The organism is Amycolatopsis sp. NPDC003676, assembly GCF_053587275.1.
Genome location: NZ_JBSFNS010000016.1, coordinates 59,680 through 74,714, shown reverse-complemented (window position 1 = coordinate 74,714; position 15,035 = coordinate 59,680). Strand labels below are relative to the sequence as shown.

Below are 15,035 nucleotides of genomic sequence, written 5' to 3'. Positions count from 1 at the left end.
GCTGGAGTGAAACGAAATGACTGCCGCGCCCGCGTTGAACACCTACGATCTGACCGACCCGGCCACCTACATCGGCACGGACGTGCACGCGATGTGGCGCCGGTTCCGGTCGGAACAACCCGTGTACTGGCATCCGGAAAGCCCGCGCGGTCCGGGTTTCTGGGCGGTGTGCCGATATGCCGACACCCTGGCCGTCTATCGGGACGACGAGAGGTTCACCTCCGAACGCGGCAATGTGCTGAGCACTTTGCTGCAGGGAGAGGACTCCGCCGCGGGAAAGATGCTGGCTGTCACCGACGGTCGCCGGCATCAGGAGATCCGCAAGCTGATGCTCAAGTCCTTCTCTCCTCGACTGCTGGCGCACATGAAGGAGTCGGTTCGGGACCGGACCAGGGAACTGTTCGACCGTGCTCTGCAACTGGGCGCCTTCGACCTCGCCGCCGAGATCGTCGACCACATCCCCATCAACACCATGGGGGAGCTGATGGATGTGCCGCGCGCCGACCGGGCCCGGCTGGTCGAGCTGAATACCGAAACGCTCGGCAGCAGGCACGCTGATCAGGACAGCTTCGAGGCGGTGCTGGCGCGCAACGAAATCCTGTTGTACTTCCAGGAATTGGCCGAGCATCGCAGGCGCGAACCCGGCGAGGACGTGATCAGCGCGCTCGCCAACGGGACAGTGGACGGCGAACCTCTGAGCGAGGAAGAGATCGTCCTCAACTGCTACAGCCTCATTCTCGGCGGCGACGAGTCGAGTCGGCTGTCCGCGACCGGCGGCGTCCTGGCGCTCAGCGAGCATCCGGAGCAGTGGCGGATGCTGCGCGATGGGACCGCGCCGTTGCCCGGCGCCGTGGAAGAGGTGCTGCGCTGGACCGCGCCGGCGATGCACTTCGGCAGGCGGGCCAAGGTCGACGTCGAGCTCGGCGGGCAGCTGCTTCGCGCGGGAGACATCGTGACCCTGTGGAACATTTCGGCGAATTTCGACGATGCCGCGTTCCCCGAGCCGGAGAGGTTCGACCTGCTGCGCTCGCCCAACAAGCACCTGACGTTCGGGTACGGACCGCACTTCTGCCTTGGTGCGTTCCTTGGCCGGGCGCATGTGGAGGCGGTACTGGAGGGGCTGCGCGATCGGGTACGGGAGATCCGTGTCGCGGGCGAGGGGCAGCAGATTCACTCGAACTTCGTCTACGGCCGCATCACCTTGCCGGTCGACCTCGTCCCGAGGTGACCGCGACCGCCGAAGAACGACGACAGAAGGAGCGAAGGCGATGACAAATCCGTTCGACGATCAGGACGGGACTTTCCTGGTGCTGGCCAACGACGAGGACCAGCACAGCCTGTGGCCGGCCTTCGCCGAGGTGCCGCGGGGATGGCGGGTGGTGCTGGAAGCAGGCAGCCGCGAGGCCGCATTGGCTTACGTGGAGGCGAACTGGACCGACTTGCGGCCACGGAGCCTGCGCGAGGCTACCCGCTGAGCCGGGTTCAGGGGGAATCCGCAATGGACTGTGCCATCGAGGTTTCCGGCCTGCGCAAGAGGTACGGCGACAGGGAAGTGTTGTGCGGGGTGAGCCTTTCCGCGCGCCGCGGATCGGTGCTCGGCCTGCTGGGGCCGAACGGAGCCGGGAAGACCACCATCGTGCGCGCGCTCGCCACTTTGCTGACGCCGGACGGGGGTACGGCCACCGTAGCCGGGTTCGACGTCGTGCGGCAGCCCGGCGAGGTGCGCAAGCGGATGGCTCTCGCCGGCCAGTACGCCGCGTTGGACGAAGCGTTGACCGGTACCGAGAACTTGGTGCTGCTGGGCCGGTTGCTGCGCCTCGGCCGCCAGCGCGCCCGGCAACGGGCCGCGGAACTGCTCGAGCAGTTCGGCCTCGGCGACGCGGCGGGACGGCCGGTTCGGACTTACTCCGGCGGAATGCGCAGGCGGCTGGACATCGCGAGCTGTTTGGTGTCGCAGCCTGTCGTGCTGTTCCTGGACGAGCCGACGACCGGATTGGACCCGGCGAGCAGGCTTGCCTTGTGGGCGACCGTGCGTGAGCTGGTGTCGGGCGGCGTGACCGTCCTGCTGACGACTCAATATCTGGAGGAGGCCGATCAGCTGGCCGATCAAGTGGTGGTCCTCTCCACCGGGAAGGTGATCGCCGACGGCACTCCGGCTGAGCTGAAACGCAAGGTGGGCCAAGAACGGCTGGAGCTGACGGTCGAGCCGCACGCCGTCGTCGCGGCGAGCTCGGCGCTCCTCTCGATCGCCGCGGAGCCGCCCGAAGCCGATCCGGCGACCGGGATCGTGTCGCTGAGGCTGTCCGGCAGTCTCAGCGGGATGGACGGGATCGCCGCGGCAGCGGCGGCGTTGCGCGAGTCCCGGGTCGCAGTGACCGACTTCGCCTTGCGCCGGCCGACGCTCGACGACGTATTCCTTGGCTTGGTCGGAAAGCCGGGACCGTGACCCGCATCGTCTTCACCGTCCGCGATCTGGTGCGGGTCCGGCTGAGAGTGAGCCTGGGACCGGTCGCGGAGACGGTGTTCGCGTTGGATTCGCTCGGCCGGAATCGCGGCAGCCAGCCGCGGTCCGGACCGCCGCGGGAGTGGCAGGACCGACTCCGGACGGTGCTGCGGGGGAATCCGCGAGCGGCGAGAGCGATCGCGGAAGCTTCTCCGGAAAGCTTGCTGCGGTTGGTTGATCGCGGGTACCCGCCGGACGCCGTGCGCCGCGGGCCGTCGCGGACGGAACTCATGGAGATCTGGCAGCTCGCCGTGGCTCCCTACTGGAACCGCATCGCCACTCAGCTGGACGCGGACTGCGCGGCCTGGGGCCGGGCGGCGTTGACCAACGGTGTGGAGTCGATGCTGTCGACCCTGCATTCGCGGATCGGCTGGCGCGCCCCGGTGCTCGAGGTGCCCGGAGCGGCGGACGAGGAAATCCTGCTCGGCGGGCGCGGTCTGGTGTTGTGCCCGTCGCTGTTCCTGCACCATCGGCCGGGCGTGCTCGTGGGAGCGCGGGGGGCGGGCAGCCCGGTGCTGGTGTTCCCGGCACCGCTCGACCCGGCCGCCGCGGCGCGGATCTTCAGCGTCCCGGAGACCCCGTCGCGGGCGCTGGCCGCGCTCGTCGGCCCCACCAGGGCCGCGGTGTTGCAGGTGCTCACGAACACCTGCAACACGACGCAGCTCGCCCGGCGGCTCGGCATTTCCTCGGCGGGGGCCAGCCATCACACGTCGGTCCTGCGGCAAACCGGGTTGATCACCACTCGCCGGGTCCGCAACGCCACACTGCACACTGTCACCCCGCTCGGAATGGCACTGCTCGGCGGTGAGGCGGGCTGAACGGGGGCGCGTTCAGGTCTCGGGCCAGTGACGGAAACCTCTTCTGCCGTACAGCAACGGGGTCTGCCCGTGCCGGTGGGCCACGTCATAAACCTCGCCCAGCACGATCAGATGGCTGCCCACCCGCTCCGCGCCTCGGATCCGGCAGTCGGCCGTCGCGTGCGAATGCTGCGGAAGGTGCGGTCCCGCGGAGCCAGGAGCCCACCGCACCCTCTCGAACCGTTCCGGCTCGCCCGAGGCGAACAGGCTGGCGACCGAATGTCCGCCGGCATGGACGAAGTTGACCGCGAACTTCCCGGCAGCCAGCACCGCGGCCAGGGTCGGGCTTTCCGCCCGGAGACAGACGAGAAGGACGGGCGGTTCCACGCTGACGCTGCACAGCGAGGAACACGTCATTCCCCTCGGAGCGCCGTCCTGGCCGTCGGCCGTAACGATGGCGACTCCGCTGGGGAACTCTGCCATGAGGGAACGGAACCCCTCGGCCGAGACGGTTTCGGCCGAGGAGGCGCCGGCCTGCTCTCCTACGTGCACCGGCTCATTTCCCGTGCAGTTGGCGCAGGTATTCATAGGTGCTGGGCAGAGTGTCCACGAGTTCGGCGCTCTGCCGTTTGAGGTCGGCGAAGACCGCTTCGGCCGTCTCGATGGCCTCCGGTCGGTACGCCAGGGAGGGCAACGCGTGTTCGGGCAGGTTGTCGAGGCCAGTGAACACGCAGTAGTAGTTGGCGTTGCTCCAGAAATTGCGGAACTCAGCTTCGAAATTTCCGTAGTAGTTGCTCTCGTCGGTGATCGGGGTGTTCACCGGGAGACCGGCCTTGTACATCGCGACTTTTTCCTTGAAGTCGTCAGCGAGTTCGAGTTCCTTGCAGGCGCGCCAGAACGGAGTGTCGTTGCGGGGCGCGAAGCTGAAGTGGCCCTGGATGAAATCCCGGGTGTCGTCGAACATCGATTCGATCTCGGCGTTGAACCGCTTGGCCAGAACCGGTTCGAAGTTCTTGTCCGGAAAGTGTTTCACCAGCTGGTAGAGAGCCGCGTAGGTGAAGTAGATGCCGGTCGACTCGAGGGGTTCCAGGAAACAGGACGAGAGCCCGATGCCGACGCAGTTGCGCACCCAGGCCCGGCGGTTGCGGCCTACGCGGAACTTGACGTGGTTGAGCGGGGTGTTCTCTGGGTCGAGGCCCCACATGCGGCAGTACTCTTCGGTCGCCTCGTCCTGGGTGGCGAACCGGCTCGAGTAGACGTAGCCGCTGCCGAACCGGCCGAGCATGGGAATCTTCCAGGTCCACCCGGACGACATCGCGATCGACGAGGTGAACGGTTCGATCCCGTTCTTCTCGTCGTCATGCGGGATGGAGGTGGCCACGGCCCGGTCGTTGAGCAGGTGGTCGCTCATGTCGAGAAACGGCTCGCGCATCACCTGGTTGATCAGCAGGCTGCGGAAGCCGGAGCAATCGACGAAAAGATCGGCTTCCAGCCGTCGTCCGGTTTCGGTGTTGATCGCCGTGATGAACCCGCGCTGGTCGACCTCGGCGTGGGTGAACTTGTCCTCGATGTGCACCGCGCCTTGCTTCTGCGTGGCGAACCGGCGCAAGAAGTCCGCGACCAGATTGGCGTCGAAGTGCCAGGCATAGCTCGCCCAGCGTGTTCCGTCGAGGTGCCGAGGCGAGAGTTTCCGGTCGAACACCTCGGGCTGGCGGTAACAGGCATAGTCGAACGGTTCGTCGGTCTGCCCGTTGAGCCGCCGCTGAACCCAGTAGTGCGACAGCGGGAGGTTTTCGTGTTCCGGCAGCAGCCCGAACAGGTGGTCGAAGTGGTCAGGCTTGCCGTGGTGCTGCCGCGCGGTGGCCTCGCCAGCGCCGGGCGTGCGCCAGTTGACGAATCTGATGCCCATTTTGAAGCTCGCGTTGCACTCGCGCATCCACTCTTCTTCGGGAAGGCCGAGGAAATCGAAGAACACCTTGTGCAGGTTCGGGATGGTGGCTTCGCCGACGCCGATCCGCGGGATCGCGGGCGCTTCCAGCACTGTGATGTCCACGGTGGGGCCGAGTGCCTTGCCGAGATAGGACGCGGCCATCCACCCTGCAGTGCCGCCGCCGAGGACGACGATTTTCTTGATCCGGTTGTCACCCATCGAAGATCTCCCTCTTGATCGTGGCTCGGGTAGACGCGGGCTCGCCGCAGGGCGGGTCAGCCCAGGAGAATGTGTCCGTCGGCAGGCCGGAGTTCCCGGCTGCGGCGCAGGTCGCGCAGCGCGAAGCCGCGCTGCAGCCAGCGGTCCCGGCCGTCGTAGCGCGGGGTGAACGAGGTCCGGCCGTGCAAGGCGATCCGGTTGTCGACGACGGCCAGATCGCCCGGGACGAGCCGGACGGTCGAGGAGTGCCGGACGAGCTCCTCCTGCAGCTGCCGGAGTGCCTCGGCGGCCGCCTCGCTTAACGGACGCGTCGCGGCGAAATCTACGCAAACGTCCGGATCGTCGGGTGCGCCGGCGAGCACGGCATGCGGTTCGCCGCCGTCGTGGCCGGCGCCGCCGAACGACGGCGGTGCGGCGGTGGCGAACTCAGTGCGGGACAACGTTTCCCGGCACTGGGTGCTCAGGTGCGGGAGGACGGTGCGGACGGACGACGTCCGGAGGCCTGCCACCCGGTCGTGGTCGGCGCGCAGGCACAGCAGCAGCACGTAGTCCGGCCGGAACGGATGAAAGGCGTTCTCGTTGTGGAACGAGAGCACCACCGATCCTTCGTTCCCCTGGAATTGCTCGTTTCCGCGGACGGGAACCACGTCGTGGACCAAGGCGCCGGACTTTTCCGCGGCGAATGCCATCGGATTTCCGAGACCGCTGGCGAATAAGGTGATCAGTGCGGCTGGGACGGTCGATGCGACCGGGGCCGAGCCGCTCTCCGACGGCGTGTCCGGCAGCGTTTCCTCGTCGACCGGCAATGATCGGATGAGGAATACTCCTTCTCGGCCGGAGTCCCGGCGGAACTGGGAGAGCCGCTTTCGCGGTGCGGCGGGTGTGTCGTGCCAGGCGTCGGCCGCGTTCGTCAACCATTCTCTGGAATTTATTGAATCGACCGACGAGGTCAGGTCTCGGGCAATGCGGTCGAAAGACTTTGCTTCGACGTCGGAAAGGGTTGTCGCGGGTGGCAGTGATTGGCCGGAATGGCCGGAAATCGGCATGGTCGGGCCTCCCCCAGGGCTGGCTCGCGGCTGGTGTTCCCCTGGCGAGCGTATGGACGGAGAAGCGGGAGAGGCCAGGACGTTAGACCAGGCCTGGAACTCGCAGGTCGAGCAGTGCCTACAGGAGATGGTCACGAGTTGCAGTTGACGATGAGCTCTGCCATCTGTCATCGTAAACTTACACGTGACTGACCAGGGGCTTCGCCAGGGAAATGAGAAGGGGATGGCGACCGTGCATAAACGGACATTCACCGTGCGGGCAGCGAGGTGGAGCGCGACGCACCCGTGGCGGGCGATCATCGGCTGGGCCGTGTTCGTGGCGTTGTGCTTCGCGGCCGGCAGCATGATCGGCACACACAGCGCCACCAGCGCCGACTTCCGCGTCGGCGAGGCCGGGAAGATGGAGCAGATCGCCGACGACGGCGGGCTCAACCCGGTCGCGGTCGAGAACGTGCTGATCACTTCGAACCAGGGGCCGCTGGACCGCACTGCCGCCGACGCGGCTGCCGCCCAGGTGACCAATCGGATGCGCGTACTGCCGGAAGTCGCTTCAGTCGCGCCGCCCCAGGCCGCCCCGGACGGGACCGCCGTCATGGTGAAGGTGACCATGAAGGGCGACCAGCGGGACGCGTCTCTCCACGTCGAACCGCTGCTCGCGCAGACCGCGGAGGTGCAAAAAGCGAATCCCGCGCTGCGGGTCGAAGAGACCGGGAAGGGCTCCACCGGCAAGGGGCTCAACGACCAGCGCGGCTCCGACCTCGCGTTGTCGGAGGCGATCACCCTGCCGGTGACGCTCGTGATCCTGCTGCTGGTGTTCGGCTCGGTGCTGGCGGCGGGCGTGCCGGTGCTGCTGGCGATCACGTCGATTGCCGGTGCTACCGGCCTTTACGGCGTGGTCTCGCACATTTTCCCGGATGCCGGGGTCGGCGCTCAGGTCATCTTGATGATGGGCATGGCCGTCGGCGTGGACTACGCGCTGTTCTACCTCAAGCGAGAACGCGAGGAACGCGAGGCGTCCGGAGGACGGATCACTGCCGAACGTGCGATCGAACTGGCCGCGGCCACTTCCGGCCGCGCCGTGGTGATGTCCGGATTCGCCGTCATCGCCTCGACCGCTTGCCTATTCTTCGCCGACGACGTGATCTTCTCGTCGCTGGCCGCGGGCACGGTCATCGTCATCCTGGTCGCGATGGTCAGTTCGCTGACCGTGCTGCCCGCGGTGCTCGCCAAACTCGGGACCAGGGTCGACCGCCGGCTGCGCTGGCGTCGCAAGCGCGACCGGGCCGGCGAGCAGCACCGCCTGTGGACTGCGTTGCTGCGGCCCGCGATGCGCCGTCCCGGGCTGACCTTGCTCCTGTCGGTGGGTGGCATGCTGCTGCTGTCGCTGCCCGCACTGGGGATGAAGCTCGGCGTGCCAGGCGATGACACTTACTCCCGGAGCATTCCCTCGCTGCAGGTTGCCGACCGGGTGAACCAGGCGTTCCCGAGCGAGCGCGCGACCAACTCGATCGCCGTCCACTCCGATACCGCGACACACGAGCAAATCCAGAGCTCGCTGGCGGGCCTGGCCTCGTCGGTGCGGGACAACCCGTTGTTCGCGGGCAATGACAACCCGAACATCGCGGTGTCCGCGGACGGCAAAACCGGCACGCTCTACCTCGGCACGCCGTACAACGTCAGCAGCCCGCAAGCGACAGCGGCTCTGCATCAGCTGCGCGGGCAGTTCGTGCCGGCGGCGTTCGCCGGGCTGCCCGGGGCGCAGTACGCGGTATCCGGGGACGTCGCGCAGAACGAGGACTACGTCCGGCACCAGGACGAGCAATTGCCTTGGGTGCTCGGCTTCGTTCTGCTGGTGTCGTTCTTGATGACCTTGGTGGCGTTCCGTTCGATCGTGATCGCGTTCATCGGCACCGTGCTGACGATGCTGTCGGCGACCGCGGCCTTCGGCCTGCTGGTCCTGGTGTTCCAGGGCCATTGGGCGGAAAATCTGCTCGGATTCGAATCGGTGGGCTTCATCGGATCCCGGGTCCCGTTGTTCCTCGTGGTGATCCTTTTCGGCCTGTCGATGGACTATCAGATCTTCGTCGTCAGCCGGATCCGGGAAGCAGTGCTCGCCGGAGTGCCGACGCGACAGGCGGTTTCGCGCGGCATTGTCGGCTCGGCGAGCGTGGTCACCAGCGCCGCGGTTGTCATGGTGTCGGTCTTCGTGAGCTTCGTGCTGCTGCATCTGCTGGAACTCAAACAGACCGGTTTCGCGCTGGCCACCGGAGTCCTGCTGGACGCCGTGGTCGTCCGGATCCTCATCCTGCCGTCGCTGCTCGCGTTGCTCGGCCGGGCCAGCTGGTGGCCTTCCCGCGCCACGCGTGCGGCGCGGGAGCCGCAGCGGCCCGTCGATCCGCGGACGCAAATCCGGTTGGACCAGCCGAGCCGGTAACCCCTGCCGGCCGGCTCCGACGGCGCGGCGTCCGCGGTTCTCCCCCAGTACCAGCGGACGTCGCGCCCGGAGGCGTGCGGGTATAGGAAAGATATAGCCGTCGTTGAGAGGTTGGCCCAGGAACCGAGACCACTGAGCCAGTCCCTGGTTGGAGACCTGCGATGACGACAACGAACTCGGCCGCGGATACGGACGAGACGCGCCACGCCAAGATCAAGGAAATCGTCTGCGAGATCTTGGAAATCGATCCGGACGAAATGACCGGAACCAGCCTGTTCAAAGAGGACCACGGTGCGGACTCGATGGGAGCCATCGAAATCCTGTCCTCTCTCGAGCGCACCCTCGGGGTCGACATCGACCAGAACGAGCTCGCGCGAATGGTGAACCTGGACAGCGTCGTGGCTGTCGTCGAAGAGGCGAGGAAGGCCCAGTAGCGGCCCGAACCGGCCGGCGACAACCATGGGGAGCTGAAGGTGCCTGAGAACCGAGCACCGCGCAAGGTCGTGATCACCGGCCTCGGCGTGGTCACCAGCATCGGCATCGGAGTCGAGGACTTCGCTGCCGGACTGAGAAACGGACGCAGCGGCGTCAAACCGATCACGTCTTTCGAGACGGCCGGTTATGCGCACGCCAACGGATGCGAGATCACCGGCTTCGATCCGTCCGGCTGGATCGAGAACATCGATCCGGCGGGCATCGGGCGGGCGAGCCAGTTCTCGGCCGCGGCCGCCCGGATGGCGGTGGAGGACGCCGGCCTTCCGCCCGGCGACCTCCGGTCCGGCCGGGTGCTGGTCTCCGTCGGCACCACCGACGGGGAGTCGCGCGATCTCGACAAACTGGCGGTCGATCAATACCGGCACGGGCCGGAGGCATTGGATCCCGTGCTCGCGTTGCGATCCCCAGCCGCACGCCTGGCCACCACTGTCATCCGGGAGCTGGAGCTGGCTGACGTGGAGGCCGTGACCATCCCGACCGCGTGCGCCGCGGGCAATTACGCGATCGGGCACGGGATCGACGCCATCCGGGCGGGCGACGTCGACGTCGCGCTCTGCGGAGGGGTCGACGCCCTCTGCCGCAAGACCTATGCCGGCTTCTACCGGCTCGGGGCGATGGCTCCGGAAACCTGCCAGCCGTTCGATCTCGACCGCAAGGGAATCCTGGTCGGCGAGGGAGCGGGCATCCTCCTGCTGGAGAGCCTCGAATCGGCGGAGGCCCGCGGTGCGCGGATCTACGCCGAACTCCTCGGGTACGGCTTGAACTGCGACGCGCTCAGCCCGGTCCATCCGGACCGGAACAGCCTGGCCCGATGCATGGAGCTGGCACACGCCAACGCCGGCGTGAAGCCGAAGGACATCGACTTCATCTCCGCGCACGGCACCGGCACCAAAGCCAACGACATGACCGAGGTGGGAGCCATCCGCGAGGCGTTCGACGATGATCCGCCGCCGACCATCTCCATCAAGAGCATGCTCGGCCACGCGATGGGCGCGGCCAGTGCGCTCGGTGCGGCGGCGAGTGCGCTGGCGATTACCGAAGGCTTCATTCCTCCGACGATCAACCACGTCCGGACCGATCCGGAGTGCGACGTCGATTGTGTTCCCAACGAAGCGCGGCAGGCAACGGTCAACGTGGTGCAGAACAACGGCCTTGCCTTCGGCGGCAACAACGCCGTGCTGATCGTCGGACGGCATCAGGCCGTCGCATGACGGTCCCGCTTCGCCGTCGTGAGTCCCGAGGTTCGGCGCGGGTCTTGCTGCTGCACGGCCTGGGATGCACGAACAGCATGTGGGACCGGTTCGCTGACCAGCTGGGCGATTCAGTCGAGCTGTGGGACGTCCGGTTGCCGTGGCACGGACTCGACGGCGGCTGGGGCCACGTTGCCGACCAGGCCGCGGCGGTCGTGGACGCCGTCGAGAACGGACCCGGTTTCGACGCGGTCATCGCGCATTCCTTCGCCGCGGGCCTGTTGCTCGAGGCTTTCGCGGCCGACCGGATCGCCCCGAGGCCCGCGGTGCTGGCCAGCGTGTTCTACCGGGCGGAGCCAACGGACTTCACCTGGACGGACATTTCCCGGTATCTCAACGAGTTTCACCTCATCTTCGCCGAGGCGCTGCGCCTCGGCGGCGGTGGCGCGGGAGAGCGACTCGAACGAGCGTGCCGGATCCGGGACCAGATCGGGCCCTACGGCTGGGTCCGGTTCTTCGAGTCGTACCTGCGCACGCCGTTCCTTGACCTGTCCGGCATCCGTGCGCCGCAACTGGTTCTGGCAGGCGACTCCGACATCGCCACCCGCCAGTCGGACAGCCGGGCGCTGGCCGAACTGCTTCCCAGTGGCGGATTCGGGGTGCTCGGCGACTGCGGCCACTTCCCGATGCTGGAGCAACCGGGCGCGTTCGCCCGCGCCGTCCTGGATTTCCTGACGGCATCCGTACTTCCGACAAGTCCTGCCCTGGAGCTGACGTGACCTCGACCCAGATCGCCCCGACCGCACCGGACCACCGCACCGAAACGGTCCTCCGCCCGCGCTACGAAGGTTCCAACATTTGCACGTGGATCGGTTTCAAGCACGTCAGTTACCTGGTCGAGGAAGCTGTTCTCGACCATTTGCGCCAGCGCGGCCACCCGGCGGGCGAACTGTACGAGCGGTTCGGCGTGTGCACCGACCTCACTCGCATCGAGACCCGGATGTGGACCGCGTACCACATCGACGACGTCGCCGTGGCCACTGTGCGCGAGCTTCCCGGAGACGGGCCGGAGCTGCGGTTCTCCGTCGAGATGGTCGCCGACCGGGACCAGCCGGTGAAGACGGTGACAGCCAAGGTGGAGGTGACCCTGCGCGAAGATCCTCGAGGCTTCCCCGCCGAGCCCGCGCCCGCCGAACTGGCGACCAGGCTCGTGCCGCGGCTGGGCATGGACCCCGACCCGGTGCCGTGCGCCGGAGATCCTCTCCCGGAGCTGCTTGCCGGCCAGAACGCCTACGGCTGGAAGTGGCGGATTCCTTACCCGTACTGCCATTTCACCGAGCGGTTGCAGATGTCGGGCTATCTGCGGCTGATGGAGGAGGCGGTCGACCTGTTCCTGGCTGACCGCGGCGTGTCCATCCACACGTTGCTGTCGGAACAGAACTGGATTCCGGTGGTGCCCAGTTCGTCGATCATCGTGCTCGACGAGGTTGGCATGGAAGAGGAGTTGTACACCGTCTTCACCGTGGAGACGGTGTTTAAAAGGCTGACCTACACCGCACGGATGGACACCTATGTCGTGCGGGACGGCGCACTGGTCAAGACCGCGACCGGACGGATCACCCACGGCTACGCGGTCATCGAAAACCGGCGCGATTGGTCGCAGGTCGATTTCGACGACCGGCTGTTGAACGCCTTGGCGGGCAAGGGCGGTGAGAAGTGAACACCGCCGTCGCCTGCCGCACTGACGAACTGGTGCTCTCGGCCTGGTTCACGGTGTCGCCGTTCGGGGTGGGCAAGGAGGTATTCGCCGACGGAATCGCCCACGCCCGCAGCGGAATATCCGAAGTCGACAAAGCGGTTTTCCCGGTGCCTTACGACCGGGCCGGGATGGTTCCCGATTTCACCGCGGCGAAGTACCTGGGCCGCAAGGGGACCCGGCTGATGGACCGGCTCACCGCGCTGGCCGTGACCTCGGTCGGCGGTCTGGTCGAGCAGGCCTCGGCCGAACTGTCGGCGGCGCCCGAGCGGGCCGGACTTGTCCTCGGCACCGGCTGGGCGAGCGTCCAGTCCATTATGGACACGACGAGAGATTCGCTCTCCGGGGAGAAGCCCTACCACGTCGATCCGGCCAAATTCCCGAACACGGTGATGAACAAGGCCGCCGGGCAAAGCGCGATCTGGCACACGATCAAGGGACCGAACACGACGATCAGCGGGGATTGGCTGACGGGGCTCCTCGCGTTGAGCTACGCCGCGCGGCTGTACCGCGGCGGGCACACCGACCGGGTGCTGTGCGGTGCCGTGGAGGAGTATTCGACCCAGCGGGCCTGGCTGGAGTGGCATGCCGGAGCGGCGAGCGGCGAGCGGGCCCACGCGCTCGGCGAAGGCGGCGCGTTCTTTCTTCTGGAGTCTTCGGACGAGGCACGAGCCGCCGGGCGACCGGCGCTCGCTCGTGTGCTGGGCACCAGATTCCGGGCCTTCGGCGCGCCGGACCGGGCTTCCCGGGCGCTCTCCGACTGTGTCCGTTCGGTGCTGGCGGAGACCGGGACCGGCGCGGACCAGGTCCGGCTGGTTTCTCTGTCGGGAGTCGCCAGCACGGTCTCGGCTGCCGAGGAGGAGGCGGTGAACGACGCGCTCGGCGAGAGCGCTGATCGCCGCCGGATCCGTTGCGGGCCGCTCGTCGGCGACACTTCGGCTGTGGCGACCGGGTTCCAGTTGGCCGCGGTGCTGGCTGAGTTGGAGCGGAGCCCGTTCGGGACGGACGACGCCGCCCTGATCACCGCGATCGGCCGGGACGGCACGGTTGGATGCGCTCTTCTTGGCGGTGCCGCATGACAACCGCTTGGCCGGTCGAGGACGTCGAAGAGACGGACGCGATCTTGTCGGCACGCGCTCGGGCGGATGCCGCGAATCCGGTGTTCGGCGGCCACTATCCCGGATTCGCCATTCTGCCGGGCCTCTACCTGGTCGAATACGTCAACGCGACTGTGCGGGCACGCCGGGGACGCGTCCGGGCGGTGGCACTGGACAAGATCAAGTTCCTGCGTCCGGTCTATCCGGGCGACGAGCTGTCGATCCGGGCCGAACTGTCCGAGAGCGACGGCGGACTGCTGGCATGTTCGGCGACCGTCCGGGTCGAGGGAGAGCTGGTCGCCGAAGTCGTCCTGCACTACGCACCTGGGGGCGGATCGTGAACGGAATCCCGAAAATCAAGAGCGTCATCCCGCACCGCTGGCCGATTCTCCTGATAGACCGGGTCGCCGAGGTAGTGCCGGGGCGGCAGCTGACCGCGTACAAGGCCGTGACCGCGGCGGAGCCGTGCTATCAGAGCCTCCCGGACACGGCGGCAGAGGAGGACTACGCGTACCCGGTCGCCTTGCTGCTCGAATCGTGGGCGCAATCGGCGGTCATGCTGGCTTGTTGGGACACCCCGAACCCGGACGTCCTCGGCGGCAAGGTCGAGCTGGCCGCGAGCATCAAGGGAGTCCGGCTTCCCGCTCCGGTCTACCCCGGACAGCTGGTGGAACACCAGGTGGAGCTGCTGCGTCGCGTCGACGACGCCGCGGTGGTCAACGGGCGGAGTTCGGTGGGCGGATCGGTGGTCCTGGAAGTCGGCCAGGCCGTGGTCGCCTTGCGCGACGCGGAAGTGCTGCGGCACCCGACCGAGGCTTCCGCATGAGCGGACGGAAGGCAGCGCTGGTCACCGGGGGTTCGCGCGGCATCGGGCGGAGCGTGGTCAACCGGCTTGCGGAGGACGGATACGACGTGGCGTTCTGCTACCGGGCCGACCACGCTGCCGCCGCGCTCGTGGAGAAGGAAGCGCGGGACCGCGGCGCTTCGGTCTTGGCAGTCCGTGCGGACGTGTCTGATCACGGCGAGGCCAAGAGCCTCGTGCGCCGGGCAGAGGACGAACTCGGCCCGGTCCATGCGGTGGTTTCGGGCGCCGGGATCGTCCGGGACAATCCGCTCGTACTGCTGGGGAAGCAGGACTGGGACGCGGTGTTGCGCACCAATCTGGACGGCACGTACAACGTGTGCGCTCCGGCGGTTTTCGGCATGGTCAAACGCCGCGCGGGAACCGTGGTCACGGTGTCCTCGGTCGCCGGCGTGCACGGCAACGCGACGCAGGCCAACTACTCCGCGGCCAAAGCCGGGATCATCGGATTCACCAAGGCGTTGGCCAAAGAGGTGGGCGCGTACGGAATCCGGGCGAACGTCGTGGCCCCGGGATTCATCGAAACCGACATGACCTCGGGTCTCGCGGCGAAGGCGACCGAGGGGCTCGCCGCGCGGATTCCGCTCGGCCGCTTCGGCAGGCCGGAGGAGGTGGCCGACCTGGTGTCGTTCCTCGTCTCGGACCGGGCGAGCTATGTCACCGGGCAGGTCTTCGGGGTCGACGGCGGACTGGTGATCTGACGGAG

At 67.4% G+C, this 15,035-nt stretch carries 16 protein-coding genes; 13 read left to right on the top strand and 3 right to left on the bottom strand.

Annotation, left to right across the window (positions count from 1 at the left end; translation table 11 throughout):
* Window positions 1-16 precede the first annotated feature (16 nt).
* From ACWDNU_RS13415 to ACWDNU_RS13400, 4 genes are read left to right on the top strand one after another with little or no spacing between them, the layout of a single operon-like run.
* Window positions 17-1,228 carry a cytochrome P450 gene (locus ACWDNU_RS13415; protein ID WP_370934471.1) on the top strand — a complete coding sequence of 404 codons (1,212 nt, stop codon included), beginning with the start codon at window positions 17-19 and terminating at the stop codon, window positions 1,226-1,228.
* Between the two features lie 40 nt (window positions 1,229-1,268).
* Window positions 1,269-1,475 carry an MbtH family protein gene (locus ACWDNU_RS13410; RefSeq protein ID WP_370934472.1) on the top strand — a complete coding sequence of 69 codons (207 nt, stop codon included), beginning with the start codon at window positions 1,269-1,271 and terminating at the stop codon, window positions 1,473-1,475.
* 23 nt (window positions 1,476-1,498) lie between these two features.
* Window positions 1,499-2,446 (top strand): ATP-binding cassette domain-containing protein, encoded by a 948-nt coding sequence (locus ACWDNU_RS13405; protein ID WP_449669004.1) that lies wholly within the window; start codon window positions 1,499-1,501, stop codon window positions 2,444-2,446.
* Complete coding sequence (locus ACWDNU_RS13400; RefSeq protein ID WP_370934474.1) at window positions 2,443-3,321, top strand: ArsR/SmtB family transcription factor; 879 nt, start codon at window positions 2,443-2,445, stop codon at window positions 3,319-3,321. Before ACWDNU_RS13405 ends, ACWDNU_RS13400 begins: the two co-directional genes overlap by 4 nt.
* A gap of 12 nt (window positions 3,322-3,333) precedes the next feature.
* On the opposite strand, the gene ACWDNU_RS13395 is transcribed toward ACWDNU_RS13400, so the two are convergent.
* The 3 genes from ACWDNU_RS13395 to ACWDNU_RS13385 form a co-directional block, all read right to left on the bottom strand.
* Window positions 3,334-3,783 (bottom strand): flavin reductase family protein, encoded by a 450-nt coding sequence (locus ACWDNU_RS13395; RefSeq protein ID WP_370934475.1) that lies wholly within the window; start codon window positions 3,781-3,783, stop codon window positions 3,334-3,336.
* Window positions 3,784-3,856: 73 nt separating this feature from the next.
* On the bottom strand, window positions 3,857-5,449 hold the full coding sequence (locus ACWDNU_RS13390) for a tryptophan halogenase family protein (protein ID WP_370934476.1): 1,593 nt from the start codon (window positions 5,447-5,449) through the stop codon (window positions 3,857-3,859).
* A gap of 56 nt (window positions 5,450-5,505) precedes the next feature.
* Window positions 5,506-6,495: a TauD/TfdA family dioxygenase gene (locus ACWDNU_RS13385; RefSeq protein WP_449669003.1), complete on the bottom strand. Its 990-nt coding sequence runs from the start codon at window positions 6,493-6,495 to the stop codon at window positions 5,506-5,508.
* 223 nt (window positions 6,496-6,718) lie between these two features.
* On the opposite strand from ACWDNU_RS13385, the gene ACWDNU_RS13380 reads away from it, so the two are divergent.
* The 9 genes from ACWDNU_RS13380 to fabG all read left to right on the top strand — a co-directional run bounded on the left by ACWDNU_RS13380 (window position 6,719) and on the right by fabG (window position 15,030).
* Window positions 6,719-8,929 (top strand): MMPL family transporter, encoded by a 2,211-nt coding sequence (locus ACWDNU_RS13380; protein WP_449669002.1) that lies wholly within the window; start codon window positions 6,719-6,721, stop codon window positions 8,927-8,929.
* 161 nt (window positions 8,930-9,090) lie between these two features.
* Window positions 9,091-9,363, top strand: coding sequence for an acyl carrier protein (locus ACWDNU_RS13375; RefSeq protein WP_370934479.1), 273 nt, complete (start codon window positions 9,091-9,093; stop codon window positions 9,361-9,363).
* Window positions 9,364-9,402: 39 nt separating this feature from the next.
* Window positions 9,403-10,635: a beta-ketoacyl-[acyl-carrier-protein] synthase family protein gene (locus ACWDNU_RS13370; protein ID WP_449669001.1), complete on the top strand. Its 1,233-nt coding sequence runs from the start codon at window positions 9,403-9,405 to the stop codon at window positions 10,633-10,635.
* Window positions 10,632-11,393, top strand: a complete 762-nt coding sequence (locus ACWDNU_RS13365) for an alpha/beta fold hydrolase (RefSeq protein WP_449669000.1) — start codon at window positions 10,632-10,634, stop codon at window positions 11,391-11,393. The genes ACWDNU_RS13370 and ACWDNU_RS13365 overlap by 4 nt, the downstream gene beginning before the upstream one ends.
* The gene (locus ACWDNU_RS13360; RefSeq protein WP_370934482.1) at window positions 11,390-12,334 is read left to right on the top strand and encodes a thioesterase family protein; all 945 of its coding nucleotides are present in this window, start codon (window positions 11,390-11,392) and stop codon (window positions 12,332-12,334) included. Before ACWDNU_RS13365 ends, ACWDNU_RS13360 begins: the two co-directional genes overlap by 4 nt.
* Window positions 12,331-13,449, top strand: coding sequence for a beta-ketoacyl synthase N-terminal-like domain-containing protein (locus ACWDNU_RS13355; protein WP_449668999.1), 1,119 nt, complete (start codon window positions 12,331-12,333; stop codon window positions 13,447-13,449). The genes ACWDNU_RS13360 and ACWDNU_RS13355 overlap by 4 nt, the downstream gene beginning before the upstream one ends.
* The gene (locus ACWDNU_RS13350; protein ID WP_370934484.1) at window positions 13,446-13,808 is read left to right on the top strand and encodes a 3-hydroxyacyl-ACP dehydratase FabZ family protein; all 363 of its coding nucleotides are present in this window, start codon (window positions 13,446-13,448) and stop codon (window positions 13,806-13,808) included. Before ACWDNU_RS13355 ends, ACWDNU_RS13350 begins: the two co-directional genes overlap by 4 nt.
* Window positions 13,805-14,293 (top strand): 3-hydroxyacyl-ACP dehydratase FabZ family protein, encoded by a 489-nt coding sequence (locus ACWDNU_RS13345; protein WP_370934485.1) that lies wholly within the window; start codon window positions 13,805-13,807, stop codon window positions 14,291-14,293. The genes ACWDNU_RS13350 and ACWDNU_RS13345 overlap by 4 nt, the downstream gene beginning before the upstream one ends.
* On the top strand, window positions 14,290-15,030 hold the full coding sequence (gene fabG, locus ACWDNU_RS13340; protein WP_370934486.1) for a 3-oxoacyl-ACP reductase FabG: 741 nt from the start codon (window positions 14,290-14,292) through the stop codon (window positions 15,028-15,030). Before ACWDNU_RS13345 ends, fabG begins: the two co-directional genes overlap by 4 nt.
* The last annotated feature ends 5 nt before the right edge of the window (window positions 15,031-15,035 follow it).